This window comes from Thermoplasmata archaeon, assembly GCA_035622275.1.
Classification (GTDB): Archaea; Thermoplasmatota; Thermoplasmata; order Lutacidiplasmatales; family UBA184; genus Lutacidiplasma.
Map to the genome: position 1 here is coordinate 33,142 of DASPVQ010000015.1, position 23,022 is coordinate 56,163.

The 23,022-nt window shown below is 73.6% G+C and carries 22 protein-coding genes and 1 tRNA gene; 10 read left to right on the forward strand and 13 right to left on the reverse strand.

Annotated elements, in window-relative coordinates:
• The first annotated feature begins 58 nt into the window (after positions 1-58).
• Positions 59-1,054, forward strand: a complete 996-nt coding sequence (locus VEL82_04385) for an NAD(P)/FAD-dependent oxidoreductase (GenBank protein HXW67098.1) — start codon at positions 59-61, stop codon at positions 1,052-1,054.
• 13 nt (positions 1,055-1,067) lie between these two features.
• Here the strand turns inward: VEL82_04385 and VEL82_04390 are convergent, their stop codons facing one another.
• The 3 genes from VEL82_04390 to VEL82_04400 all read right to left on the reverse strand — a co-directional run bounded on the left by VEL82_04390 (position 1,068) and on the right by VEL82_04400 (position 4,344).
• The gene (locus VEL82_04390; protein HXW67099.1) at positions 1,068-1,820 is read right to left on the reverse strand and encodes an HAD family hydrolase; all 753 of its coding nucleotides are present in this window, start codon (positions 1,818-1,820) and stop codon (positions 1,068-1,070) included.
• Between the two features lie 80 nt (positions 1,821-1,900).
• On the reverse strand, positions 1,901-3,409 hold the full coding sequence (locus VEL82_04395; GenBank protein ID HXW67100.1) for a hypothetical protein: 1,509 nt from the start codon (positions 3,407-3,409) through the stop codon (positions 1,901-1,903).
• Positions 3,410-3,432: 23 nt separating this feature from the next.
• On the reverse strand, positions 3,433-4,344 hold the full coding sequence (locus VEL82_04400; GenBank protein HXW67101.1) for a CHAD domain-containing protein: 912 nt from the start codon (positions 4,342-4,344) through the stop codon (positions 3,433-3,435).
• A gap of 101 nt (positions 4,345-4,445) precedes the next feature.
• On the opposite strand from VEL82_04400, the gene VEL82_04405 reads away from it, so the two are divergent.
• Genes VEL82_04405 through tmk (VEL82_04415) form a run of 3 tightly spaced genes read left to right on the forward strand, consistent with a single transcriptional unit; the run spans position 4,446 to position 7,447 of the window.
• Positions 4,446-6,008 carry a Ppx/GppA phosphatase family protein gene (locus tag VEL82_04405; protein ID HXW67102.1) on the forward strand — a complete coding sequence of 521 codons (1,563 nt, stop codon included), beginning with the start codon at positions 4,446-4,448 and terminating at the stop codon, positions 6,006-6,008.
• A complete protein-coding gene (gene tmk / locus VEL82_04410) occupies positions 6,001-6,699 on the forward strand; it encodes a dTMP kinase (GenBank protein HXW67103.1) in 699 nt (232 codons plus the stop codon). Before VEL82_04405 ends, tmk (VEL82_04410) begins: the two co-directional genes overlap by 8 nt.
• Positions 6,689-7,447, forward strand: coding sequence for a dTMP kinase (tmk, locus tag VEL82_04415; GenBank protein HXW67104.1), 759 nt, complete (start codon positions 6,689-6,691; stop codon positions 7,445-7,447). Before tmk (VEL82_04410) ends, tmk (VEL82_04415) begins: the two co-directional genes overlap by 11 nt.
• On the opposite strand, the gene VEL82_04420 is transcribed toward tmk (VEL82_04415), so the two are convergent.
• From VEL82_04420 to VEL82_04450, 7 genes are all read right to left on the reverse strand, one after another.
• A complete protein-coding gene (locus VEL82_04420) occupies positions 7,407-7,976 on the reverse strand; it encodes a histidine phosphatase family protein (protein ID HXW67105.1) in 570 nt (189 codons plus the stop codon). The two genes, tmk (VEL82_04415) and VEL82_04420, sit on opposite strands and share 41 nt — an antisense overlap.
• 16 nt (positions 7,977-7,992) lie before the next feature.
• Complete coding sequence (locus tag VEL82_04425; GenBank protein HXW67106.1) at positions 7,993-9,048, reverse strand: PhoU domain-containing protein; 1,056 nt, start codon at positions 9,046-9,048, stop codon at positions 7,993-7,995.
• A 74-nt stretch (positions 9,049-9,122) separates the two neighbouring features.
• Positions 9,123-9,614: a hypothetical protein gene (locus VEL82_04430; protein ID HXW67107.1), complete on the reverse strand. Its 492-nt coding sequence runs from the start codon at positions 9,612-9,614 to the stop codon at positions 9,123-9,125.
• Between the two features lie 150 nt (positions 9,615-9,764).
• Positions 9,765-9,837, reverse strand: a tRNA-Val gene (locus VEL82_04435).
• Positions 9,838-9,862: 25 nt separating this feature from the next.
• Entirely contained in the window at positions 9,863-11,689 is a 1,827-nt protein-coding gene (locus VEL82_04440; protein ID HXW67108.1) for a DUF5591 domain-containing protein, read from the reverse strand.
• A gap of 55 nt (positions 11,690-11,744) precedes the next feature.
• Positions 11,745-12,638 (reverse strand): UbiA family prenyltransferase, encoded by an 894-nt coding sequence (locus tag VEL82_04445; GenBank protein HXW67109.1) that lies wholly within the window; start codon positions 12,636-12,638, stop codon positions 11,745-11,747.
• Entirely contained in the window at positions 12,635-14,116 is a 1,482-nt protein-coding gene (locus VEL82_04450) for a menaquinone biosynthesis decarboxylase (GenBank protein HXW67110.1), read from the reverse strand. Before VEL82_04450 ends, VEL82_04445 begins: the two co-directional genes overlap by 4 nt.
• An 84-nt stretch (positions 14,117-14,200) precedes the next feature.
• On the opposite strand from VEL82_04450, the gene VEL82_04455 reads away from it, so the two are divergent.
• A complete protein-coding gene (locus tag VEL82_04455) occupies positions 14,201-14,935 on the forward strand; it encodes a helix-turn-helix domain-containing protein (protein ID HXW67111.1) in 735 nt (244 codons plus the stop codon).
• A gap of 25 nt (positions 14,936-14,960) precedes the next feature.
• Complete coding sequence (locus tag VEL82_04460; GenBank protein ID HXW67112.1) at positions 14,961-15,404, forward strand: dUTP diphosphatase; 444 nt, start codon at positions 14,961-14,963, stop codon at positions 15,402-15,404.
• On the opposite strand, the gene VEL82_04465 is transcribed toward VEL82_04460, so the two are convergent.
• On the reverse strand, positions 15,401-17,002 hold the full coding sequence (locus VEL82_04465) for a helicase-related protein (GenBank protein HXW67113.1): 1,602 nt from the start codon (positions 17,000-17,002) through the stop codon (positions 15,401-15,403). The genes VEL82_04460 and VEL82_04465 overlap by 4 nt on opposite strands.
• Before the next feature lie 62 nt (positions 17,003-17,064).
• Between VEL82_04465 and VEL82_04470 the strand changes: the two genes are divergently transcribed.
• From VEL82_04470 to VEL82_04480, 3 genes are all read left to right on the forward strand, one after another.
• Positions 17,065-18,207 carry a glycosyltransferase family A protein gene (locus VEL82_04470; protein ID HXW67114.1) on the forward strand — a complete coding sequence of 381 codons (1,143 nt, stop codon included), beginning with the start codon at positions 17,065-17,067 and terminating at the stop codon, positions 18,205-18,207.
• A 48-nt stretch (positions 18,208-18,255) separates the two neighbouring features.
• Positions 18,256-19,740 (forward strand): aldehyde dehydrogenase family protein, encoded by a 1,485-nt coding sequence (locus tag VEL82_04475; GenBank protein ID HXW67115.1) that lies wholly within the window; start codon positions 18,256-18,258, stop codon positions 19,738-19,740.
• 75 nt (positions 19,741-19,815) lie between these two features.
• Complete coding sequence (locus VEL82_04480) at positions 19,816-20,445, forward strand: hypothetical protein (protein HXW67116.1); 630 nt, start codon at positions 19,816-19,818, stop codon at positions 20,443-20,445.
• Between the two features lie 19 nt (positions 20,446-20,464).
• Here VEL82_04480 and VEL82_04485 read toward each other — a convergent pair whose 3' ends face one another.
• Both VEL82_04485 and VEL82_04490 read right to left on the reverse strand, forming a co-directional pair.
• A complete protein-coding gene (locus tag VEL82_04485; protein ID HXW67117.1) occupies positions 20,465-21,142 on the reverse strand; it encodes an RNA 2'-phosphotransferase in 678 nt (225 codons plus the stop codon).
• A gap of 16 nt (positions 21,143-21,158) precedes the next feature.
• Positions 21,159-21,446, reverse strand: coding sequence for a DNA-directed RNA polymerase subunit L (locus tag VEL82_04490; GenBank protein ID HXW67118.1), 288 nt, complete (start codon positions 21,444-21,446; stop codon positions 21,159-21,161).
• Positions 21,447-21,597: 151 nt separating this feature from the next.
• Here VEL82_04490 and purD point away from each other — a divergent pair, with 151 nt between their 5' ends.
• Positions 21,598-23,004: a phosphoribosylamine--glycine ligase gene (purD, locus tag VEL82_04495; protein ID HXW67119.1), complete on the forward strand. Its 1,407-nt coding sequence runs from the start codon at positions 21,598-21,600 to the stop codon at positions 23,002-23,004.
• The last annotated feature ends 18 nt before the right edge of the window (positions 23,005-23,022 follow it).

Genomic DNA, 23,022 nt, shown 5'->3' on the forward strand with positions numbered 1-23,022 from the left:
GTCGGAGCGACCGGCGCGCACGTGGAGCGCTCTTAGGCCCGCGCCGGCTGGAGCGCGCGTGCCGGGGTTGGCGCGGCTCCAGCCGTCCTACGACGTCGTGATCGTCGGCGGTGGCCACGCGGGCCTGCAGGCCGGACTCAAGGCCGCGCTCCTCGGCCACACGGCGGCGATCATCGACCGGGGCCCGAAGTACTCGCGCTCGTACTACGCACCGAAGATGGACAACATCCCGGGCTACCCCGAGGGGATCTCCGGGCACAAGCTGCTCGACCAGCAGATCGCCGCGGTCCGCAAGGTCGACGCGGCGGTGAGCTACTTCGCGCCGGCCCGGGCCTCGCGCGCCGACCGGACGGCCGACGGCTTCGCCGTGACGTTCGACTGGCTGAAGCAGACGCTGGTCGCACGGGGACGGGCGGTCGTGCTCGCGATGGGAGTGGTCGACCGCATCCCGGAGGTCGGCGGACGCATCGATCCGATCTTTCCGTGGGCGAACCAGGCGATCGTCGACTTCTGCATCCTGTGCGACGGTCACGAGCTCACCGGCCGGTCGGTGGCCGTCATCGGCCACGATGCCTTCGCCGCGCGCACCGCGCTCGACCTGATCCACTTCGGGCCAGCGTCGCTCGAGATGTTGACACACGGCCGCCCGCTGCTCGACGGCGTGCCCGAGCCCGAGCGGGCCGCGCTCGCGACGGCGCTCGCCGAGGCCCACGTTCCCGCGACCGAGCTCGAGATCGTCGGCTTCGACGGGATCCGCGAGGGACGCTTCGGCGTGCGGTTCGCCGACGGCAGCCACCGCGAGTTCGACCGTGGCTTCAGTGCCCTGGGCTGGTACGACCTGCACCAGGACCTGCCGCGCGCGCTCGGCTGTCGGTTCGACCCGGACGGCTACGTCGTCACCGACTCGGACGCCCGGGCCCTCGCGGAGGACGGCGGGGCGCCGATCCCGGGCCTCTACTGCGTCGGCGACCAGTCGAGCGGTTGGAAGCAGATCCCGGAGGCGTGGGCGACCGCCGAACGGGCGGTCATCCACGCCTACGCCGAGTACCTCTGAGTCGCGGGCCGGCCTACTCGGCGGGAGCGGCGTGGCGCGCCCCGCCGACGTCGAGATGGCGGGCGAGCTCGGTTAGGTCCTTCGCGACCGCGGCGGCCCCCGCCGCGAGGAACCGGTCGTCGGTGAGCCCCTCCCCCGACGCCTCGGACGGATCCGGCAGGACGCCGTAGAACCGGATCCCCGCGCGCGTCGCGCACTCCGCGTCGATCAGGTGATCGCCCACATACAGGGCGCGTTCGCTCGGGATGCCCATCTCGCGCAGCAAGAGATGCAGCGCCTCGGGCGACGGCTTCTGCGGCCCGGGCGCGCTGCGCGTCCTCAGATAGGGGAAGTACGGGTCGAGGCCGGTGCGGGCGAGCGCGTTCCGGGCGAAGAACTCCGAGCTGCGGGTCAGGATGCCGAGGCGGAAGCCGCGCTCCGTGAGCGCGCGCAGGAGGCCCTCCGCTCCGGGCCGGACGACCGTGTGGGGGAGGGCCTCGGCCTCGATCGCGTCGATCCGCTTCGCGTACTCGGCTTCGAATCGGAACAGGTTCCCCTCGGGGGCCCCGGACGCCAGGAGCTCGGTCCGGGCGGCCTCCACGATCCGGTGCACCGGCTCGGAGACCGAGAGGTGTCCCGGGGGAACGCCGTAGCGCTCGGCGACGCGGATCACCTCGGCCCGGATGCGCCCGAAGTCGTGGTGCGAGAGGACCAGGGTGCCGTCGAGGTCGAAGACGACCCCGAGCAGGGGCTCGAGAAAGTGCGGAGCGCCGTCGCGGGGCGTCATCTCCCCTCGCCCGAGACGGGCCGCTCGGTTAGGTAAGCGTTTGCCTCCAGCGGAACCGCACGTCCGGCGCCGGCGTGAGGCTAGGCCCCTCTCGCCCGTTCGAGGGTGACGATGGACTCGCGCAGGAGGAAGGAACGCCGCTGGCCGCTGCGCCGGGTGCGGGCCACGTTGACCGAGAGGATCCGGTACCCGAGGGAGGCACCGAGTCGCGCCGTGAGCAGGTCGCCGGGGACGTAGGTGCCCGCGAGCAGCGAGTCGCCGACGACGAGAACCAACTGGCCAGCCGGAGCCAGCGCCTCACGCACCGCCCGCAGCACGCGCGCGAGATCGGCGAAATAGCGGTGCACCACCGCGTGCACGTCATCGCGCCGGTAGGAGCCCTTGCGCTCGACGTTCGAGCGCAGCCGGGGCAGCAGTTCGTCCAGCCACGGATCCGGCGTGCCGACCACCGAGCGGAACGCGAGGGTCTCGGTGCGCGGGAGGTTGTCGCAGGCGACCTGGGCCCGCCGCACGTCGGCGAGGTCCCGGTACGAGTGGGCGTATCCGAGCCAGGCGAGGTCCAGCTTGTAGTTCATCACGTAGTCCATGCCGTTGACGTAGGGCGGGCTCGTGATCGCGAGGTCGACCGAGCCGGCGGGCCACGTGGCAGCCCGGGCGTCCTCGAGGCGGATTTCCCCGCGTGGCCCCCAGGCCGGACGCGTTTCGCGCAGCGCGTCGAGGTCCTGGCCCATCTCCTCGATCGCCGCGGCGAAGCGCTGGAAGACCGACCGGCCGTCGTCGCTGGGCCGTCGCGCGTAGCCGAGGCAGGGCGACCGATGGAGGCGGCTCGACGGCACCAGGATGCGACCGAACGCCAGCCGCAGGGCGTCCGAGACCGGCCCTCCCGGTGCCGGCAGGGCGTCGCGCAGGCGGGTGAGGTCGTCCCGAGATCGTTCGTCGAACTGCCGGTCCGTCGCCCGCAGGAACGGTGGCGGCCCCGGCCCGCGCCGTTCGGCGGCGCCCAGGGTCCGTTGAGCCGCCTGCGCCAGCGCCCGCGGCGATAGCTCGAAGCGGGTCTTCACGCGCGCGGCGAGGACAGCCGGGGCGAGGAGCTCCGTGCCGAGCGCCCGGGCGCCGGCCCGCCGCGCCTCGACGAGCGTGGTGCCGCTCCCCGCGAACGGATCGAGCACGCGGGCGCCGGCGGGCAGGGCCGCCGAATCGAGCACGCCCCGAACGAAGTCGGCGGAGTAGCCCTGGACGTACGGCCACCACCGATGGACCGGCAAGGTCTCGTTGGCGCGGAACGTGATCGGTCCCCTCGCCGCGCCGAGCGAGATCCCGTCCTCGCGCTCGAACCGCTCGAGGTAGGCGCGCGGATCCACGAAGTCACGGCGCTCGTCCAGGTGTTCGAAGGCGCTCAGGACGTAGAGGCCCCGACCCATCCGCAGCACCGCCCCCCGGCGCGCGAGCGCGACGAGCGCGCGCTCGACCGGCCCCGCGGGAGCGTCGAGGCGCGCCGCGAGCTGTCGCACGGTCGCCCCGATCGCCCCGGTCTCGCCGAGCGCGATGCGTAGCTCCACGCCGAGCGCGCTCGGCCCGGCGCGACTCATCGCCGATCGAGAGGTCTACGGGTCTATGAGGATGCTGCGGGCGAGCGGCGGGGGCCCCGCGCGGTGCGACGGGACCCACGGCGCCAGGGCCAGTCTCTCGCCCGGAGGACCCGCCGCAGCCCCGCCCGCAGCGCCCGGCGCTCCTCGCGCATCGCCTCCGCCCACCTCGAGCCTCGGAGATCGGCGTCGAGGCCGGTGAGCACGATGTCGAGGTCGTGCAGCCGGCCGAGCTGGGCCTGAAGGCGGCGGACCGCGGTCGCGTTCGGGACCGGGAACGCGGGATCGAGCCGGGCCCGCAGCTCGTCGAGATGGCGGAGGCGGCGGATCTGCAGTCGGAGTCGGTGCAGGCGGTTCACGCTCGATTTGCGGCGAGCGCGTCGGTGCGCGGCACGGACCCGCAGACGGCGTCGCTCGTCCTCGTCTTCCAGGAGCCGACGGACGCTCGGGACCCGATCCGCGCGCGCCGGGCGGCGCAGCAGGGTCTCGAGATGCTCGGCGAGACGGCCGTCGATCTCGGAGCGGGCGAATACCTTGAGGAGCTCGCGGCCGGTGCGCGCGTCGTCGCGAAGGCGGGCGCGCAGTCGCAGGAGCCTCGGCAGATCGTCGGCCGACGGGCGAGGCAGGTTGGCGCTCTCGATAAGCCCGAGCATCACGTCGCGGTCCCGGACCCGGCCGATGAGCCGCGCGAGGCGAGCGACGCGCCGGTCCAGCGGTCGAAGGGCCCGTCGGTCCGCCGGGCCGAGCAGCCGCGCCCACAGGGCCAGCGCCTGGCGGAGCCGGCGCAGCGCCCGGTGGAGATCGTGCAGGCTCTCCGGGGTCGCGTGCGGGCGGGTCGCGAGCGCCTCGAGCTCGCCCCGCACCGCGGCGAGCGAGCGCCGCACGTCGCGCAGGAGGCCCGCGAGCCCCGGAACGGTGCGGGCGCGGTCCGACGCCATGGGCCTCGGCGCGGGGAGTCCGCCGGGGGTTTAGCGGGTGCGGCACCCTCGAGGCCCGCGGGCGGCGCGCCTTCTATTAGGGTGTCCTCCTCCCGGGACGCATGGACCGGGCGCGGGCGGCGGACGTCGCCCGTGCCTCGGAGCTCCGCCCGGGCCAGATGCGCCGGGCGATCGGCGTCATCGACGTGGGCTCCAACACGGCGCGCTTCGTCGCGTTCGAGGCGAGCGCCTCGGGCTGCGTGCGCCCGGTCTACGAGACGAAGGAGGCGCCCCGGCTCGGCTCCGGCACCGGCCCGGACGGCCGGCTCTCGTCCAGCGCGATGGAGCGAGGGGCCGCCGCGGTCGAGCGGTTTTCCCGGGCGGTCCGCACGCTCGGGATATCGCGGACCCTCGCGGTCGCGACCAGCGCGGTCCGCGACGCGCCGAACGGCGCCGAGTTCGTCCGCCGGGTCGAGCGGTCCACGGGCGTCCTGCTGCGGGTGATCTCGGGCGCGGAGGAGGCGCGGTACGCCTACCTCGGGGTCGCGAGCGCCTGGGTCCTCGACAACGACCTCGTCTGCGACCTCGGCGGGGGCTCGCTGCAGCTGGCCGAGACCCGCGGGGGACGCCTGCAGAACTCCGTGAGCGTGCCCCTGGGCGCTCTGCGCCTCTCGCAGCGCTACCTCGAGCACGATCCGCCGAAGCGCAAGGAGGTCGAGGAGCTGCGGGAGTACGTCCGCGAGACGCTCGCGTCGGTGCTCGACGCGTTCGGCGGCAAGCGCTACCGCCTCTTCGGGATCGGAGGCACGGTCCGCTCGCTCGCACGGGCGGCGATCGAGCTGCGCGACTACCCGATCCAGCGGGTCCACGGCTACCCGCTCTGGGATCACGACCTCGAGTCGCTCGCCGAGCTGCTCGGCGAGATGCCGGCACCGAAGCGCCGGGCGGTGCCCGGGATCGGGCCCGACCGGGCCGACGTCGTGATCGCCGGCCTCGTCGTCCTGCGCGAGCTGCTGCGCGCGACGGGGGCGGAGCGGATCACGGTCGCGGGAACGGGGATCCGCGAGGGGATCGCGCTCGAAGCGATCGGGGCACCGCTGCCGGTGCCGGCCGAGGAGCTGGCCGCGCGCTCGGCCGCCGCCGCGGCCGAATCGTTCGCCTTCGACCTGGATCGCGGACGGGAGGTCGCGGAGCGGGCGATCGACCTCTTCGCGATCCTCGCGCCGCGCTTCGACTGGGGCGAGAGCGAGGGCCTCGCGCTGCGGGTCGCCGCCTGGATGCACGACGCGGGCACGGCGATCGACCTGTGGCGCCACCCCAACCACTCGGCCTACCTCATCCAGAACTACCCGATCTGGGGCCTCGACCAGCGCGAGGTGCTGCTCGCCTCGCTGGCCGCCCGGCTGCACGCGGGCGGGGAGCTCCCGTCGACCGCGAAGAAGGGCTATCTGCCGATCCTGCGGCCCGGGGACCTCGACACGGCCCGGCGCCTGGGCGGCGTGCTCGAGGTGGCGGTGCTCACCGTCGGGGCGCGCCCGCGGTTTTCCTCGAGCGGGAGCGGCCGCAGTGTGACGCTGACGTTTTCTCCTTCCGCCCGTACGACGCTCGACGAGGCGTGGGAGGAGAAGGTCCGCAAGACGATGGAGCGGGTCCTCGACTCGGAGGTGAGGTTCCGTGATGCCTGAGCAGCCGAGCCCGACCCACGGCTTCCCCGGCCGCCTCTTCGTCTTCGAGGGGCTCGACGGGAGCGGGAAGTCGACCCAGGCGGCGCTCCTCGGGAAATGGCTGCAGGCCCGGGGCTACCGCGTGTTCTTCACGGAGTGGAACTCCTCGGAGCTCACCGCCGAGGTGATCCGCCGCGGCAAGAAGAAGAACCTACTCACCCCGACGACCTTCTCGCTGCTGCACGCCACGGATTTCGCGGACCGCTTCGAGCGCAAGATCCTCCCGCCGTTGCGGGCCGGATACGTCGTCGTCTGCGACCGCTACGCCTACACCGCGTTCGTCCGGGACGCCGCCCGCGGCTGTGACCCGTCCTGGGTGCGCAACATCTACTCCTTCGCGCCCCGGCCGGACCGCGTCTTCTACTTCCGCGTCCCGGTCTCGGTGACGCTGAAGCGCAAGATCGCCTCCCGCCTCAAGATCAACTACTACGAGGCCGGCATGGACCTCGGCCTCTCCGACGATCTGCACGACAGCTACGAGCGATTCCAGTCGCGGCTCAAGCGCGAGTACGACCGCATCGCGCGGTCCGACGGCTTCGTCGTGATCGATTCCACCCGCCACGTCGAGGCGATCCAGGCCGACCTGCGCGGCCACGTGGACCCGATCCTACGGGATTTCCCGACGGGGGAGCGCCTGCTGCATGACGATTAGGACCTACGGGACGCGCCTACCGGGGCTACCCGACGAGCCCCTCCCCGGCCGGCTGATCGTGATCGAGGGCGCGGACGGGTCGGGCCGCTCGACCGAGGTCGCGATGCTCAAGGAGTGGCTCGAGATCGAGGGCCACGCCGTCGTCGACACGGGGCTGCGGCGCTCGACCCTGGTCGCGCAGGAGATCGATCGCGCCAAGCAGGGCCACACCCTCGGCGCGACGACGATGGCCTTGCTCTATGCGGTCGACTTCGCCGATCAGCTCGAGAACAAGATCGTCCCGGCGCTCGCCGCCGGCTCGACCGTCCTCGCGGATCGCTACGTCTACACGCTGATGGCGCGGGCGGTGGTCCGCGGCGCGTCGCGCGACTGGGCCCGGCGCCTCTACGGCTTCGCGCTGCGTCCGGAGCTCGTCGTCTTCCTCGAGGCGCGCTCGGAGATCCTCCTGCACCGCGCGATCTCGAAGTACGGCTCGCTCGACTACTGGGAGAGCGGGATGGATCTCTCGCTGTCGCGCGACCTGTTCGAGAGCTTCTTCCTCTACCAGGAGCGCCTTAGCCAGGAGTTCGCCTGGGTCGCCCAGGAGTACGGGTTCCACCGAGTCGACGCGAACCGGCACCCGGAGCAGGTCCACGCGGACGTGCGCGCGCTGGTCGCGCCCCTCTACGGGAGCCGCGCGGCGGCGGCGACGTCGCGGGGGCCCGCGATCAGCGCGCGGCGCCCCGGGCCGCCAGCTGCTTCCGGGTGAGAAGCCAGCGCAGCCGGCCGGCGCCGGGACGCAGCGCCACCGGGAATTCGAGGCAGGCCGCCCCCCCTTTGCTCAGGCGGACGATCGACGCTCCCTCGCCGGTCACCGCGAGCCCGACGAGCTCGCTGAGCGACGGCTCGTGGCCGACGAGGACGATCGTGGCCCGGGGGCCCGCGACCCGACGGGCGCGCGCGAGGATCGGCTCGGCCGATCCGTCGACGTCGAGCTCGATCCACAGCTCGAGGGCCGCCGGTCGGCCGAGGCTCCGGGCGAGAAGCTCGGCGGTGCGCCGGGCGCGGAGCGCCGGGCTGCTCGCGACCTGTCGGACGGGGCCGATCAGGCCCGCCAGCCCGCGGACGACCCGTCGCGTCTGGGCGAGGCCCTTCGCGCTGAGCGGGCGCCGCCGATCGTCCGGCCAGCGCACCGGGTCGCGCGTCTCGGCGGGACCGTGGCGGAGGACCACGATCCGGACCGGGCGGACGGACCGCCCCCGCCGCGGGCGGCGCGGACGCGACGGGCGTCGGGCCACGCGCGAGCCTCGTGGGCTAGCGGGCCCGCGCGGGGCTCGCGCTCTCGGCGGCCAGGAGCGGATCGGAGAAGGCGACGGGGATCGCGCGGTCGAGCGCGACCTCGGCGATGTCCTGGGAGTAGGCGACGGTCCGGCCGATCGACTCGAGGATGCGCGCGACCGCGGCCGCGGTCGCCGGCGGGACCGCCCCGCCGCCGACCGCCGGCAGGAGGCGATCGGAGAGCGAGCGTCCGGAGGCGATCAGCGCCTCGCCGAGGTCGAGCAGGTCGTTGGCGCTCGCGTCGTCCGGCGCGGAGAGGGCCCCCTCGAGGTGGGCCATCGCCTGCTCGTGGAATTGCCGGAGCGAGGTGATCGGCGCGGACCCACGGGGCAGCTCGATCAGGCGGCCGCCCGTCTCGCCGAGCACGATCGCGTGATCGGCGATCCGCTCCAGGCTCCGGGCGATCGTCCAGACGCCGAGCATCGAGGCACCCGCCTCGTCCGGACCGAAGCGGTGCGCGGCCAGCCGCTGCACGTACCAGGCCTCGCGGTCGATCTCGTCGTCCCGCCGCTCCCACTGGCCGTCGTCGGCCAGGGGCAGCTGGCCCCAGCTCTCGACCGCATCGCGGTGGAACTGGACGACGATGCGACCCATGCGGCCGAGCCGCTGGGCGATCGGCACCGGGCTCTCGTAGGCGAGGTCCTTGAGGCGCATCTGGCCGTCGTCGTCCCAGACGATCTCGGGCTGCCGGGTGCGTCGGCAGAAGGTGTGGACGACCTCCCGCGTCGCGGGCGTGACGCGCGGCGCCTCCCGGATCACGAACTCCCGGGCACCCCCGAGATAGGCGCCGAGGAGGCGGCGGAAGAGGTGCTCGGGCAGCTCGCCGCGGCGGACAACGACCTTGGCGATCGACGGCCGGCCGAGGACGAAGGCGCCGTACGGCGGCGCGACCCGGCTCACGGGCAGCTCGGTCCGGGGCGGCCCCCCCGCCGGTGCCGTGGGTCCGGCGGCCTTGCGCGTTCGGGGGGAGGGAGGCGGATCGGTCGGCGCGGTCCCCCGGGCCGCCGCCCCGTCGGCTCGTTTCGGTCTCATCGGAGCGACGAGGGCCGTCACCGAATATATAGAATGCCGATTGAGACTATAGGTGTGACTATAGTTAGCGGCGCCTACCGGTTGACCTCCACGAGCAGCACCCAGCTGCTCAGGATCGCCTCCGTGTAGCTCAGCAGGATCCCCGGCACGACCAGGTACAGCCCGGCCAGCCCGACCAGCGCGAGGGTCGCGCCCCCGGCGACGTAGAGCGACGAAGCACCGAGGCACATGGCGACGTCGACGAGCCGGCCCCGCCGGTACTGCCGCTCGGTCCGCTGGAGCACGCGACGGACGAGGAGCGCCAGTGCCGCGAAGGCGATCGCGCCCACCCCGACCACCTCGATCCCGAGCGAGGTGGAGGTCGCGACCGGCACGAGGGTCAGCGAGCCCAGGATGAGGATGGTGACGAGCAGGATCAGCGCCTGCATCGCGCGCAGGACCAGGACGGGGAACTGCAGGATGCGGGTCATGTTGATCGAGATGCCGACGAACAGGAGGCCCGCGAGGGCGGCCGACGCCCCGACTTGGGCGACGAAGAAGTTCTCCCACGCGGCGAGCGGCACCATCCCGCGAGCTCCTCCGTGATCCGGTCGCCCGGTCAGCCGCCCCGCGCTTTAAGACCGGTCGTCGCGGCGCGCGTCCCGGGGCGGGTGGCGCCCCTCTCGGCAGCATCGACGGCCGCCGGGAGGCCCAGGGGCACCGTGCCGCGTGGCGACTGGGCCGGGACGGATTCGAACCGCCGATCTCCGCGTTGTAAGCGCGGCGTCCTCACCGCTAGACGACCGGCCCCGCGCCCCGCGAGGGCGGACCTCGGTCAAGGCGGTGTCGGTGGGCGGGCGGCCCGGTGCCGGACCCGGACCGCCAGCCCGTGGCCGAGCTCCGTCATCATCCGTCCGTCGAGGACGGCCTCGCCGACGCCGGCGAGCTCGGTCTCGCGCCGCAGGACCACGCTGTCACCGGGGCGGATCGCCGGGTCGGCGTCGCGGACCCCCGGGGCGAACAGGTCTCCCGAGAGGGAGAGGCGCGGGTCGACGTCGACCCAGAGGGGTGGCTCGGGGAAGAGCCGGCGCGCGCCGGCGGCCGTGAGGAAGAACAGCCCCCGCTCCTCGCGCAGCGTGGCGAGATCCGAGCGTCCGTCCGTGAGGCGCTGGAACCACGGCCGCCCAGCCAGTCGGAGCGGCGGCGCGAACAATCGCTCGGCGGCGGCGCGGCCGAACTGGACGCTCGCGACCTCGGCGAGCTCCTCGCGCACCACCGCGAGCGGTCCACCGGCGACCGGCGCCTCGGCGGCGAGGGCGTCCTCCAGCGCGGCGCGCAACGCCGCGAGCGCGCTCGCGCTCGTCGTCCGGTCGTCCGGGATCGTCCAGCGGACGCCGGGCGCGGCCTCGAGCGCCGGCGCGAGGAACGCGTACTCGCGCGGGTCCAGGTGGACGACGACCGAGCGGTAGGGCCCGTGCGAGAGCAGGTGCGCGATCCCGGCGAGCACGACCTCCCGTTCGGGCTCCGACCAGTCGCCGGTCACCGGAATGTCGTAGTGCCGGGCGGGGGGGACGTCCTCGAGCTCCTGCGGGACCAGGCCGATCGGGGCGCTCACCGAGACGAGGTGGACCCGCTCGATGGCCGGCAGCCCTTCGAGCGCCGAGGAGAAGCGCCGGTGGGAGTGCGAGCGCCGGTACGGCTTGGTCTTCGAGCAGGGCACGAGTAGGAGGACGCGCTTGGACGGCGGAGGGCGGTATCGCTCGAGCACGCGTCGCCGGAACCGCGCCATCTCGGGCCGACGGAACGACTCGCTGAGGACGTACGTGCGGGGCCGACCGACCACGGGCTCTCGCTCCTCGAGCGCTCCGGCGAGCTCGCGGTCCGCGTAGCGGAGCAATTCGGCGAGCGTCGGTTCGCTCGTCTGCCGGGACTCGACGAGCTCGCGCAGCCGGCCGACGCGCGCCGCGGTCCGCGCTTCGGCCAGGGCCCGAGCGTAGGCGGCCGAGAGCCCGGCGCGACCGGAGGCCACGGTTCCTCCGACGGCCGGATCCGGCTCGTCAAGCTGCTCGGAGCGGGCGGCGGAAGGGTCGAGCCGTCCGAACACCGGATCGAGCCGACCCCCGTCGGCGAGCACCCACCGTCCCTCCGTGTCATCCAGGAGGTCGACGCCGACGTACGCGAGGAATGCGACCCGGTGCGGGAGCGCGACCCGCGGGGCCCAGACGACCGGCCGGCCGCCCCAGCGCTCCCGGATCGCGCGAACCGCCTCGACGAACGGCCGTCCCTCGGCCCACAAGGCCCGGGCGTTCCCGAGCACGATGAGCTCGGGTACGTCCCGGCCCACAGCCTCCCGGGGTCCGGGCGGCAACGGGGCGTGGACCAGCCGGACGCCGGGGGCGACCCGAAGGGCATCGCTCGGGGGGCCGAGTATCTCGGGGGCGAGGACCGGTAGCTCGAGAGGGAGGCGCGCCCCGTCGGCCGACAGCGTCAGGCGCCGCAGGCCCGCCGGCGCCGGAGCGGACTCGAGGTGCAGCCGGGACGAGGGCCCCTCCGGGGGGCCGGCAACGGCGATCTCGGGCGTCCGGACCCAGAGCTCGCCGAGCGGGGCCCGGCCGAGAAGGCAGAGCCCGTCCTGTCCTTCGATCGAGCGGGCGCCGGGCATCGCGGAGGGCGGCCACCCGCTCCCGCGGCTTAACCTTCCCGAGGCCGGCGGTCGGTTACGGGAGGAGGGGCCGCGGACCGAAGGGGACGAAGACGGCGAGGACGACCCCGGCGAGGAAGATCGCCCCGAGAGCGAAGTGCCGCTCGAACGGCAGCCGGGTCTCGGTCGGGCGCCGCGCGAGGTCCCGGTCCGTGAGCGCGGCGAGCCCGGCCATCGCGGCCAGCGCGACGTAGTACGGGAGAGCGAGCCCGACCGCGAGGCCGAAGAGGGCGAGCAGGGCGAGCGCCGCCGCATGGAAGAGCGGAACGAGCCGGGCGGCGGTCGCGGTGCCGACGGCCGCCGGCAGCGAACGAAGGCCGAGCTCCCGGTCGCTCGCGAGGTCCCCGAGGGAGTGGATCGTCTCGAACGCAGTCCCCCACGCGAGGAGGGCGCCGACCGCTAGGAGGGCGGGGAGCGGCAGCGTGCCACGGACCGCGACGTACGCGGCCGCGGGCGTGATCGACTCGACCAGACCGAGGAACACGGTGGTCAGCGACGTGACCCGCTTGGTATAGCTGTAGCCGAGGACCAGGAGGAGCGCGAGAGGCGCGAGCGCGAAGGCGAGCGGGTTCAGCAGGTACGCCGCACCCAGGAGGACCCCTCCGCTGGCGGCCGTGATCGCGAGCGCGAGGCCCGGGCGCGCGCGGCCCGCCGGTAGCAGGCGATCACGGGTACGGGGGTTGCGCGCGTCGATCACGCGGTCCGCCCAGCGGTTGAAGCTGTGGCCGGCGTTCCGTGCGGCGACGAACGCGATCACGACCAGGACGAAGGTCCGGAGGCTCGGAAGCCCGTTCGCCGCGAGGAGGAGGAAGCCGAGCGCGAAGGTCAGGTTGAGCCCGAGGTTCTGGATCTCGAGGAAGCGGGCGAGCTCCCGCACCGCCGACCGGGGCCGAGCGTCGGGGGCGCTCACCGAGGCGCCCCGCCCAGCAGTCGGGCGAGCGCGGGATCGTCCCGTATCGCCGCTTCCGCGCGGCGGGCGGCGTCCGGGTCCGAGCGGATCTCCTCCGGCCAGGGTCGAGGGAAGCCATCGTCCGCCCGCTTGCGGGTCGCATCGATGCCGACCTTGCCCCCGAGGTTCGGGATCGCGTTGGAGATCGACAGCTGGTCGACCGGTCCCTCGACGAGCTCGAGGTCACGGGCCGGGTCCGCCTGGAGCCCGACGCGGTAGAGGACCTCGGAGAGATCGTGGACGTTCACGTCGTCGTCGACGATGACGAGGTAGCGCACGAACATCATCTGGCCGAGGCCCCAGAGGGCGTGCATCACCTTGCGCGGCTGTCCCGGATACGACTTGCGGATCGAGACGATCCCGACGTTGATGAACAACCCGGGCACGGGCAGGTCCATGTCGACGATCTCGGGCAGGACGAGGCGCACGACCGGCAGGAAGATCCGCTCGATCGCCTTGCCGAGCACGGCGTCCTCGGTGGGGGGCTTGCCGGTCACGGTGGCGAGGTAGACCGGCCGCTCCCGGCGGGTGATCCGGCCGACGTGGAAGACCGGGAAAGGCTCGGGCGAGGAGTAGTAACCGGTGTGGTCCCCGAAAGGACCCTCGATCCGCTCCTCGGCGGGGTCGACGTAGCCCTCGAGCACGATCTCGGCCCGCGCCGGCACCTCGATCGGGACCGACCGTGCCGGAACGACCTCGAGCGGCTCGCCGCGCAGGAAGCTCGCGAAGGCAAAGTTCGAGATGCCCTCGGGCACCGGCGCGAGACCGGAGAGCACGGTGGCCGGGTCTGCGCCGATCACCGCCGCCACCGGCATGCGCTCGCCGCGCGCGGCCCACTTGCGCAGGTTGTTCCGGCCGACCCGGTGCAGCTGGGCGTGGAAGCCGAGCGTGTCCGGTCCGTACTGCTGCAGCCGGTAGATGCCCGTGTGGGGCTCGCCGGTATCGGGGTCGGTGGTGATCACGATCGGGAAGGTGATGGTCCGCCCGCCGTCCTTCGGCCAGCACTTGAGGATCGGTAGGCGATCGAGGTCGACGCTCGCCTCCTCCACCTCCTGGCACGGACCGGAACGCACGCGCTTCGGCGCGAGCGAACGCAACGTCGCGAGCGCCTCGATCGTCCCGGAGAGGTCGCGCACCGCGGCGACGATCCCCGCGGGCGGCCGCAGGTGGACGAGGCGCGCGATCCGATCGGCGACCCGATCGAGGTCGGGGGCGTCCAGCGCGAGCGCGATGCGTCGCGGGGAGCCGAGCAGGTTCGTGACGACCGGCATCGACGCGCCGGGGACCGACTCGAACAGGAGCGCCGGCCCGTCCGCCCGGACGGCCCGCTGCGTGACCTCGGTGATCTCGAGGTCGCGCGCGACCGGGCGCCGCACGCGGACGAGCTCGCCCGCGCCCTCGAGCCGCTCGAGGAACTCGCCGAGGTCCCGGAACGTCATGGGGGCGGCCGAGCCGTCCGGCTTATTTAACCGACCGAGCGCGCCGTCCGAGGGTTCATATCGGAACCTCGGGTCCGGCGGCCGATGCAGTCGATCACGCTCGAGTTTCGCAGCGAGGATCTCGCACTCCTCGGCATCATCCCGCCGGGGCTCTTCGCGAAGTACGAGGAGATCGAGCTCCTCGAGACGCTGCGGCTCGAGCAGGGCTGGCGGCTGCAGCTGTTGCGGGTGCGCCGTCGGGGGCCCCTGCGCACCGCGGCGGAGCTGGAGCGGGAATCTCGCCGCATCCGCGCGCTCTACGGGCTCGAGAGCTTCGAGCTCGTGGAGCGACGGCCGCGCAGCCGCGACTACATCGTGCTGGTGCGCCAGCGCAATCCCGAGCGGCTGCGGCGACTGTTGAGCCTGGCCGGCGGCGAGATCGCTCCGACGGCCCCGTTCCGCCTCGACGCCGAACGCGTGATCGCGTCGTTCCGGGGCGAGGAGCGGGCGCTGCGCCGCGTCTTGCGCCGGCTCGACCGCGAACAGTTCCCGTACCGGGTCCTGCGCGCTTCGGGTCGTCCGTTCGCCCCGGGCGGCTCACCCGAGGCGCTCACCCCGCTGCAGGCGGCGCTCCTCGGCCGCGCCTGGGTCCTCGGCTACTACGCGGTCCCCCGCCGGGTCACCCTCAGCCGGCTCGCGCGACTGACCGGCCGGAGCCCGCCCGCCCTCGGAAAGGTGCTCCGCCGCGCCGAGGGCCGCCTGGTCGCCCGCTGGCTCGCCTCGGAGGGCGAGGTGCCCGCGGAGGGGCACGGCCCCGGCGGGTCCGCCCGGGAAGCGTAAAGAGAACTCCCCGCTCCCCGCGAGCGTGCCCCGCGCCCCACCGACCGTCGTCGTCGAGCGCGTCGCGGACGCGCCCGACGTCGGGCAGCCGGCCCGGGCGACGCCGGGGTCGGCCGGCTTCGACCTCGCCGCCGCGGAGATCGTCGAGCTCGTCCGCGACCGGGTGTCGCTGGTGCGGACCGGCCTCCGGGTGCGCTGCCCGCCCGGGACGTTCCTCGAGGTGCGGCCCCGCAGCGGGCTGAGCGCGCGCGGCGTCCTGATGGTCAACGCCCCCGGTACGATCGACCGGGACTACTCCGGCGAGGTACGCGTCCCGCTCACCTACCTGTTCCCGGGCTCCTACCGCATCGAGGTCGGCGACCGCATCGCCCAAGTCCGGCTTGTCGACGACCGACCGACCCGCTTCCGCCCGGGCCGCGTGGGGGCGGTACGGGGCCGGACCGGCGGGTTTGGCAGCACCGGCCGCTAGCCGGTCGAATAGAGCGTAGTCTGCACGGTCTTCGGCTTCGGCGGCGGGAGGCCACGACCGCGGGCGGCCTCCTCCTGGACCTCCTCGAGCATCGCGTGCATGCGTCGCTCGCGGGCGGTGGCCGCGCGCTGGAGACCGACGTCCCGCGTGCCCTGGGCGACGAGGACCACGACGCGACCGGTCCGGGCGCGGCCGGTGCGCCCCCGCCGTTGGATCGTGCGGATCACGTCCGGGGTCGGTTCGTAGAAGATGACGAGGTCGGTCGCCGGCACGTCGAGCCCTTCCTCCGCGACCGAGGTCGCGACCAGCACGTTTAGGGCGCCGGAGCGAAAGCCGTCGAGGACCCGGATCTGCTCGCGCTGGCTCAGCCCGGCCTCCTCCCCCCGCGCGGCCTGCCCGACGAACCGGGCGGCCCGCACCCCGGGATTTCCGAGGCGAGCGAACGCATCGACCAGACGGTCGACGGTGTCGCGGTACTGGGCGAAGACGATGGCGCGCGCCGGCGGGTTCCGGCGGAGCTCGTCGACCACGATCCGCTGGGCGGTCGCCAGCTTCGGATGCTCGAGCGTGAGTCCCGCGAGCCGCCGCGTGACCTCCACGACATCCGGATCGGAGAGGAACGCGCGCTGGGCCGGGGTCGTGCGTCGGCCGGGCACCGGTGCCTGGCGCGCCAGGAACTCCCGGAGCGAGGCGACCCCCTGGCTCTCGATGAGCTCGAGGGCGTGAAGGGACTTCATCGCCGTCGCCTGCGCGGTGACCGCGCGCCAGAGCTCGGGCGCGGGGTTCCCGCTCGCGCGGGCGCCGCCGATCGCCGCGTGCAGGCGGCTGCCGGCGTCCAGGAGCGCGCGACGGCCGACCTCGCCGGCCGGCACCAGGTTGAGCCGGCGGAGCGTGTCGATCGGCCGCTGCGCCGCGGCGCGGAGCCGGATCGCGAGGTCCCGGACCTCCACGGGCACCGGTACCTCGACCGTCTCCACGCCGATCCCGTGGATGTACGGGACCACGTCCGGCGAGCGATCGGTCCGGTACTCGAATCGCTCGATGTCGAGGTGGTTCCACACCTCCCGGATCCGAGCGAGCGAGCCTCCAGGGGAGGCGGTCATCGCCAGCACCCGGGCGCGGGGCCCGTCGCGGTTCGCCCTCCCAATCCCCACGTACGGGTAGTCGCCGACCGCCCGGTGGGCCTCGTCGAAGACGATCAGCCCGAACGTGTCGAGCGGGAAGGTCCCGCCGGTGAGATCGTTCGCGATCACCTGCGGGGTCGCGACGACGACCTGCGGGGGCGCCAGCAGCGCGGCCCGTCGGGCCGGGGCGATTGCGCCGGTCAGGGTCAGCGGCTCGGGGGCGAACAGGGTCGCGGCGACGCTGCGCGCGTGCTGCACCACGAGGGGTCGCGTCGGGGCCAGGAACAGGACCGAGCGGGTGGGGCCGTCGAGCAGGGACTGGGCGATGACGCGGAGCGCGATCGCGGTCTTGCCGAGACCGGTCGGCAGCACTACGAGCGTGTTGTGGGCGACGGCGGTCGCGGCGATCCGTTCCTGGTAGGCGCGGTCCTCCAGGACGCCGGGGCGGATCCGCGCATGCTCGACGGTCGCCACCGGCCGACCCCGCCGCCGCTGGAGCGGCCGGGGCTTTATTAGGGGCCAGCTAGGCGGGGCCGATGCTCCCGCTGCTCGTCGTCGTGCTCCTGCTCGTCGGCGCGGCGCTCGTCCTGCTCTACCAGGGAGCGGCGATCGTGCTCGCGCTCCAGATCACCCGGCTCGGGCCGGCCGCGCCGGCGCGCCCGGGGGCCGCCGACCGGCGGGTCAGCGTGGTGATCGCCGCCCGGAACGAAGCGAACGACCTCGGGCCCACGCTCGACGCGCTGCTGGCGCAGGACTATCCCGCGCTCGAGGTCGTGGTCGTCGACGGCGGATCCACCGACGGGACGCGCGAGGTCATCGAGCGGCGGGGTCCGCGGGTCCGCCGGGTCGAGGAGCCGTCGCTGCCCGCAGGCTGGGTGGGCAAGAACTGGGCGTGCTGGACCGGCGCGAACGCGACGCACGGGGACTGGCTGCTCTTCCTGGACGCCGACGTGCGGCTCGCCCCCGCGGCCGTGCGCACGGTGATCGACTGGGCGACGCGAGAGCACGCGGACCTCGCCTCGATCGGCCCGCAGATCGAGATGGTCGGGTTCTGGGAGCGGGTCGTCCTGCCGTTCTACGTCCAGGTGGTGCTGACCTACTTCCGCACCCCCCGGATGCACCGGCCCGGCTCGCGCGCGGCGATGGCCAACGGCCAGTGCTGGCTGACGCCGCGATCGGACTACTTCGCTCTCGGCGGCCACGAGGCCGTGCGCGGTCGGGTGCTCGAGGACGTCGCGATCGCCCGCCGCTACCGTGACGCGGGGCGGCGACTGCGCTTCGCCTGGACGCCGGAGCTCGGCCGTACGCGCATGTATACCGACCGGCGCGAGATGTTCGAGGGACTCCTCAAGAACGTACACGGGCTCGACTTCTCCGCGGCGCGGATGGTCGGCTTTCTGGCCGGGCTCGTCGGGCTCTTCCTCCTTCCGCTCGGCCTGCTCCCGCTTGGCCTCCTGAGCGGGAGCCTCGTGCTCACCGCGGTCGGGGCGTTCCTCTACGTCGCGCTGTTCGGCAAGCACGTCGCCTTCAACGCCGGCATCGGGGCTTCGGCGGCCTACGGGCTCCTGTTCCCGCTCGCCGTGGCCTGGTACGTCGTGCTCGTGACGACCTCGCTCGTGCGCGGCGTCCGGGGCCGACCGGTGGCCTGGAAGGGCCGCCAGTACGCGCTCGACCGCTGAGCGTTCGCGAAGGGCTATCTCCTCGAGGGTGCTCGGCGCGGACCGACGATGGCGGCGACGACGGACGCGACGTTCGAGCTGTTCATCGGGGGACGCGAGGTGCCCTCGTCGAGCGGCCAGCGCGAGCCGCTCACCGATCCCGCGACGGGCGAAGCGGTCGCCACGGTCGCCGTCGGCACCCCGGACGACGCCCGCGCGGCGATGGAGGTCGCGGAGCGCGCGTTCCGCGATTCGAACTGGTCGACCGATGACGGCGCCCGGCGCGCGCGCGCCCTGCGCCGGCTCGCCGACCTGCTCGAAGCGCAGTCCGAGGCGTTCGCCCGCCTCGAGACGCGCAACGAAGGCAAGCCGCTGCGCGAGTCGCGCGTGGACATCGGCTACGTCGTGCGGACCCTGGAGTACTGCGCGGGCTTGGCCGACAAGATCGAGGGCGAGACGATCCCGGTGCCGGGCGCACGCTTCGACTACACGGTCCGCGAGCCGCTCGGCGTGACCGTGCATATCGCGCCCTGGAACTATCCGCTGCTGCTCTCCGTCCGCTCGGTCGCGCCCGCGCTCGCGGCGGGGAACGCGGTGGTGCTGAAGCCGGCGAGCCTGACCCCGCTCAGCGCGATCGCGTTCGCCCGGCTCGCGCACGAGGCCGGGATCCCCGATGGGATCCTGAACGTCGTGATCGGCCGCGGCCGGGAGGTCGGCGAGGCGCTCGTCGGAGATCCGCGATGCGGCTCCGTGACGTTCACGGGCAGCGGGGAGGTCGGCCGGCGGATCGCCGAGCTCGCCGCGCAGCGCATGGTCCCCGCCACGCTCGAGCTCGGCGGCAAGGGACCCGCGATCGTGCTCGCGGACGCCGACGTGGAGCGCGCCGCGCGGGCGATCGGCTACGGCATCTTCGGCAATGCCGGGCAGATGTGCTGGGCGGCCTCGCGCCTGATCGTCCACGAGAGCCTGCGCGCCCCGCTCGTCGAACGGGTGCGAGCGATCGCCGAGGGGCTGCGGCTCGGCCCCGGGCTCGAGGACGGGGTGGAGATGGGACCGCTCGTCTCGCGCGAGCAGGCCGATCGGGTCCTCGGCTACGTGGACGACGCGCGTTCGAGCGGCGGGACCGTCGTGACCGGAGGGACCCGGGCGAGCGACGGCGCGCTCGCGGCCGGCCACTTCGTCCGGCCGACCGTGCTCGCGGACGTCCCCCCGGACGCCCGGGCCGTCCGGGAAGAGATCTTCGGCCCGGTCCTCACGGTCTCCTCGTTCACGGACCCGGACGAGGCGGTCCGGGAGGCGAACCGGACCCCGTACGGCCTCCTCGCCACCCTCTGGACGCGCGAGCTGGGCCTCGCCCACTCCCTCGCCCGCCGCATCGAGGCCGGGATGGTCGTCGTGAACGAGGCGCCCGTCACCTTCCCGCAGGCGCCCTTCGGCGGATTCAAGGGGAGCGGCCTCGGCTTCGAGCAGGGCACGCGCTCGCTCGAGGCGTACTCCCGTCGCAAGAACGTCCTCGTGAACCTGGGAGCGCCGAAGACCCGGCCGAAGGCGTAGGCGGCGCGGGCGCTCCGCGGCCGCGCGGTTCGTACGAAAGCCGAAAAGGCCCTGCCCGGGTCGAGCGCGGCGCCGATGGCCGGTAGCGCTCCGTCCCCGGGCACCTGGGGCGCCTGCCGGTTCTGCGGCGTCGCGGTCGCTCCCGGCGCGGCGCGCTGCGGGATCTGCGGGGCGGCCGACCCGGTCCCCGCCGAGCGGGTCCCGAGCGCGCCGGCGTCCGTGCGTCGCCGGCTGCGGCTGACGGGCCTGCTGCGCTCGGTCATCGTGATCGCCGTCGTCGTCGCGCTCGCCTACACCCTGATCGCCGCGGCGATCAGCGGTCCGCCGGTCGTGGCCGACCCGCTCACGACCGCGGCGACCTACGTCCTGGGGCCGGGCAACTACACCGTGATCGCGGGCAACATCACCGGCGGGGACTTCGTGATCGGTAACTGGTCGTCGGTGAGCCCGCCCGGGATGAACATCGCCATCTCGGTCTACAACTCGAGCCAGTTCTCCTACTTCATCACCGGCCAGGGCTCGCCCGGCGTCCAGTGGAACAACACGCCGACCTGGCAGGGCCGGATCGTCTTCAGCGCGCCGTACACGGACATGTACTACTTCGTGATCACGAACCCGCTGCCGGCGGCCTCGCACCTCAGCGTGGCGGTCTACGTCGCGACGGAGTACGAGTCGAACGTCGGCGACGACGGGTTCGCGGACTGACGACCGCTCCGCGCCCGGCCTAGTCGGCCGGGCCGTCCACCGCGGGAGGCGCGGGCGGCGCGGTGAACTCGGTACGCTTGAGGTACTCGGGCGGCACCTGGTCGACCAGGTAGACCGTCTTGCCCGCCTGCATGATCACGATCCCGTCGGCGCGGGCCCGGCCCGCGTCGACCTCGAGGATCACGGGCGAGGGGGTGCGGACCGAGCCCGCCGAGTGGGCGTCGAGGGCGGTCTTCGACAGGTGGACCTTGCGACGGTCGGACGGCTTGAGCCCGACCTCGAGCACGATCGCCGCCTCGTCCGCCGTCACGGGATAGTACAGGTGCTCCGGGATGTTCTGCGTCGGCAGGTCCAGTTCGACCTCGACCGTGTGGGCGTACGTCGCCCGGATCCGGTCGTCCCGGACCTCGTAGCGCCCCTTGGGGTCGGTCTCGGCGATGGCGACCAGGTGCACGACCCGCAGCCAGTGGTAGGCCGGATGCTTCTGCGCGATCGCCCGGACGATCTGGTTGAGCGCGATCCAGCCGTGCGCGTCGATCGTCAGCTGGTAGCGGTCGGGGAAGTGGCGGAGGATGCCGGTGAGGATGCGGCCGAGGTGGTCGAGCTCCCGGTCGTTCATCAGGAACTTCCCAGGCTGCTGACAGACCGGGCACGAGTCCGCCCGGAAGAATCCGTGCTGGGCGCACTCCTTCAGCATCGCCCGCGCTCTCCGACTACGCCTTGACCTTGTCCGCCTTCTTCTCGAAGTCCGTCAGCAGGTCGCCGTAGAGGTCGGCGAGGTCCTTGAGCACGCGCTTGAGCACCTGCTGCGGCTTCTCGCCCTTCGTCCGGACGAGGAGCGTCGGTCGCTCCAGGTACGGGTGCCCCAGGTAGTAGCGGGCCTCCACGACCTTCTCCTCCTTCTGGAGGGCTTCGACCAGCGGGATCAGCAGCGTCTCCTCGCCGCGCGGCAGCTCGAAGCGGAGGAGATCGTTCGACTTCTCGACGACGCGGATCTCCATCAGGCCACCGGAAGCGGGCCCACCCGGGGTCGGTTCTTAAGGGTAGCGGCGTACGTGCCCTCGCGCACGGGTGCGACGGCGGCGCGGGCTCGCCCGCGCGTCCGGTTCCGACGCGGCTATAACCGCGGTCGCTTCCTCGAGCCCGGGCCGGATGAGATTCCTTGTCGTGGGCGGCGGCGCGCGCGAGCACGCGATCGCCTCGGCGCTGGTTCGGGCCGAGGCCGAGGTCGCGGTCGCGAGCGCGAACGCGAACCCGGGCCTCGAGCGCCTCGCCCGCGCGAGCGCCCGGATCGACCCGACGGACCCGGAACGGGTCGTGACGTTCGCGCGGGCGCAGCGGACCGAGGTCGCGGTCATCGGTCCCGAGGCCCCGCTCGCGCGGGGAGTCGCCGACGCGCTTCGCTCGGCGGAGATCCCGACCGTCGGGCCGTCCCGGGACGGCGCGCAGATCGAGACCTCGAAGCTGTTCTGTCGCGAGCTGCTGCGACGCCACGACCTCGCGGTCTCGCCGCGCTGGATCGCTCCGGCGAGCGTCGAGGAGGTCGATCGGGCGGTGGCGGAGTTCGGGGCCCCGCTCGTCGTGAAACCGAGTGGCCTCACCGGCGGCAAGGGGGTCTGGGTCCAGGGCGCGGACTTCACGGAGCCGCGCGAGGGCGCGACGTACGCGAAGTCGATTCTGATCCAGGGAGGCCGGGTCCTGCTCGAGGAGAAGCTCGAGGGCGAGGAGTTCAGCCAGATGGCGTTCGTGACCGACGACGGCGTCTACCCGATGCCGGCGGTCCAGGATTACAAGCGCGCCCTGGAGGGCGATCGCGGCGGCAACACTGGCGGCATGGGCTCCTACTCGCAACGCGACCACACGCTGCCGTTCCTCCCGAGCGCCGATCGCGAGCGGGCGGTCGAGATCGTGCGCCAGACCGCGCAGGCGCTCCGCGCCGACGGGATTCCCTACCGCGGGATCCTCTACGGGGGGTTCATGCTCACGGCCCAGGGGCCACGGCTGGTCGAGTTCAACGCCCGCTTCGGGGACCCGGAGGGGATCAACGTGCTGACCCTCTACGAGGAGGGCGACTTCGCCGAGCTCCTCGCGGGCGTCGCGGGGGGTCGGGTCGACCCGACGCTCGTGCGCTTCCGCCTGCGCTCGACCGTGGTGAAGTACGTGGTGCCGCCGGGCTACGGCGACCGCCCGCGGCCGGGGGGCCTCCTCGAGCTCGACGTTCCGGCGATCGAGGCCGATGGGGTCCACGTGATGTACGGCGAGGTCGACGCGGCCGGTCCGATGACCGTCCGCCTCTCCTCCTCCCGCGGCGTCGCGCTCGTCGGGGAGGCGAGCGCGATCCACGAGGCGTCGGCCCGCGTCGAGAACGCGCTGGCGCACCTGACCGGCGAGTTCTACGTGCGTCACGACGTCGGGACCAAGGCCGATCTGCAGCGCCATGTCGAGCACATGCGGCAGCTCTTCGCGCCGGGCGCCAAGCCGAGTCCGCTACCGCTGAGCGTGGCGCCGCCGGACGCGCCCCCGTCGAGCGCGGGCGCGCCCGACCAGCGGCTCGACTGACGGGCGAGGCGGAGCGGG

Excerpts from the sequence above, each read along its gene's own strand:
- VEL82_04390 (HXW67099.1), bottom strand. The coding sequence starts at position 1,820 with ATGACGCCCCGCGACGGCGCTCCGCACTTTCTCGAGCCCCTGCTCGGG.
- VEL82_04395 (HXW67100.1), bottom strand. The coding sequence starts at position 3,409 with ATGAGTCGCGCCGGGCCGAGCGCGCTCGGCGTGGAGCTACGCATCGCG.
- VEL82_04400 (HXW67101.1), bottom strand. The coding sequence starts at position 4,344 with ATGGCGTCGGACCGCGCCCGCACCGTTCCGGGGCTCGCGGGCCTCCTG.
- VEL82_04405 (HXW67102.1), top strand. The coding sequence starts at position 4,446 with ATGGACCGGGCGCGGGCGGCGGACGTCGCCCGTGCCTCGGAGCTCCGC.
- tmk (HXW67103.1), top strand. The coding sequence starts at position 6,001 with ATGCCTGAGCAGCCGAGCCCGACCCACGGCTTCCCCGGCCGCCTCTTC.
- tmk (HXW67104.1), top strand. The coding sequence starts at position 6,689 with ATGACGATTAGGACCTACGGGACGCGCCTACCGGGGCTACCCGACGAG.
- VEL82_04425 (HXW67106.1), bottom strand. The coding sequence starts at position 9,048 with ATGAGACCGAAACGAGCCGACGGGGCGGCGGCCCGGGGGACCGCGCCG.
- VEL82_04430 (HXW67107.1), bottom strand. The coding sequence starts at position 9,614 with ATGGTGCCGCTCGCCGCGTGGGAGAACTTCTTCGTCGCCCAAGTCGGG.
- VEL82_04440 (HXW67108.1), bottom strand. The coding sequence starts at position 11,689 with ATGCCCGGCGCCCGCTCGATCGAAGGACAGGACGGGCTCTGCCTTCTC.
- VEL82_04450 (HXW67110.1), bottom strand. The coding sequence starts at position 14,116 with ATGACGTTCCGGGACCTCGGCGAGTTCCTCGAGCGGCTCGAGGGCGCG.
- VEL82_04455 (HXW67111.1), top strand. The coding sequence starts at position 14,201 with ATGCAGTCGATCACGCTCGAGTTTCGCAGCGAGGATCTCGCACTCCTC.
- VEL82_04470 (HXW67114.1), top strand. The coding sequence starts at position 17,065 with ATGCTCCCGCTGCTCGTCGTCGTGCTCCTGCTCGTCGGCGCGGCGCTC.
- VEL82_04475 (HXW67115.1), top strand. The coding sequence starts at position 18,256 with ATGGCGGCGACGACGGACGCGACGTTCGAGCTGTTCATCGGGGGACGC.
- VEL82_04480 (HXW67116.1), top strand. The coding sequence starts at position 19,816 with ATGGCCGGTAGCGCTCCGTCCCCGGGCACCTGGGGCGCCTGCCGGTTC.
- VEL82_04485 (HXW67117.1), bottom strand. The coding sequence starts at position 21,142 with ATGCTGAAGGAGTGCGCCCAGCACGGATTCTTCCGGGCGGACTCGTGC.
- VEL82_04490 (HXW67118.1), bottom strand. The coding sequence starts at position 21,446 with ATGGAGATCCGCGTCGTCGAGAAGTCGAACGATCTCCTCCGCTTCGAG.
- purD (HXW67119.1), top strand. The coding sequence starts at position 21,598 with ATGAGATTCCTTGTCGTGGGCGGCGGCGCGCGCGAGCACGCGATCGCC.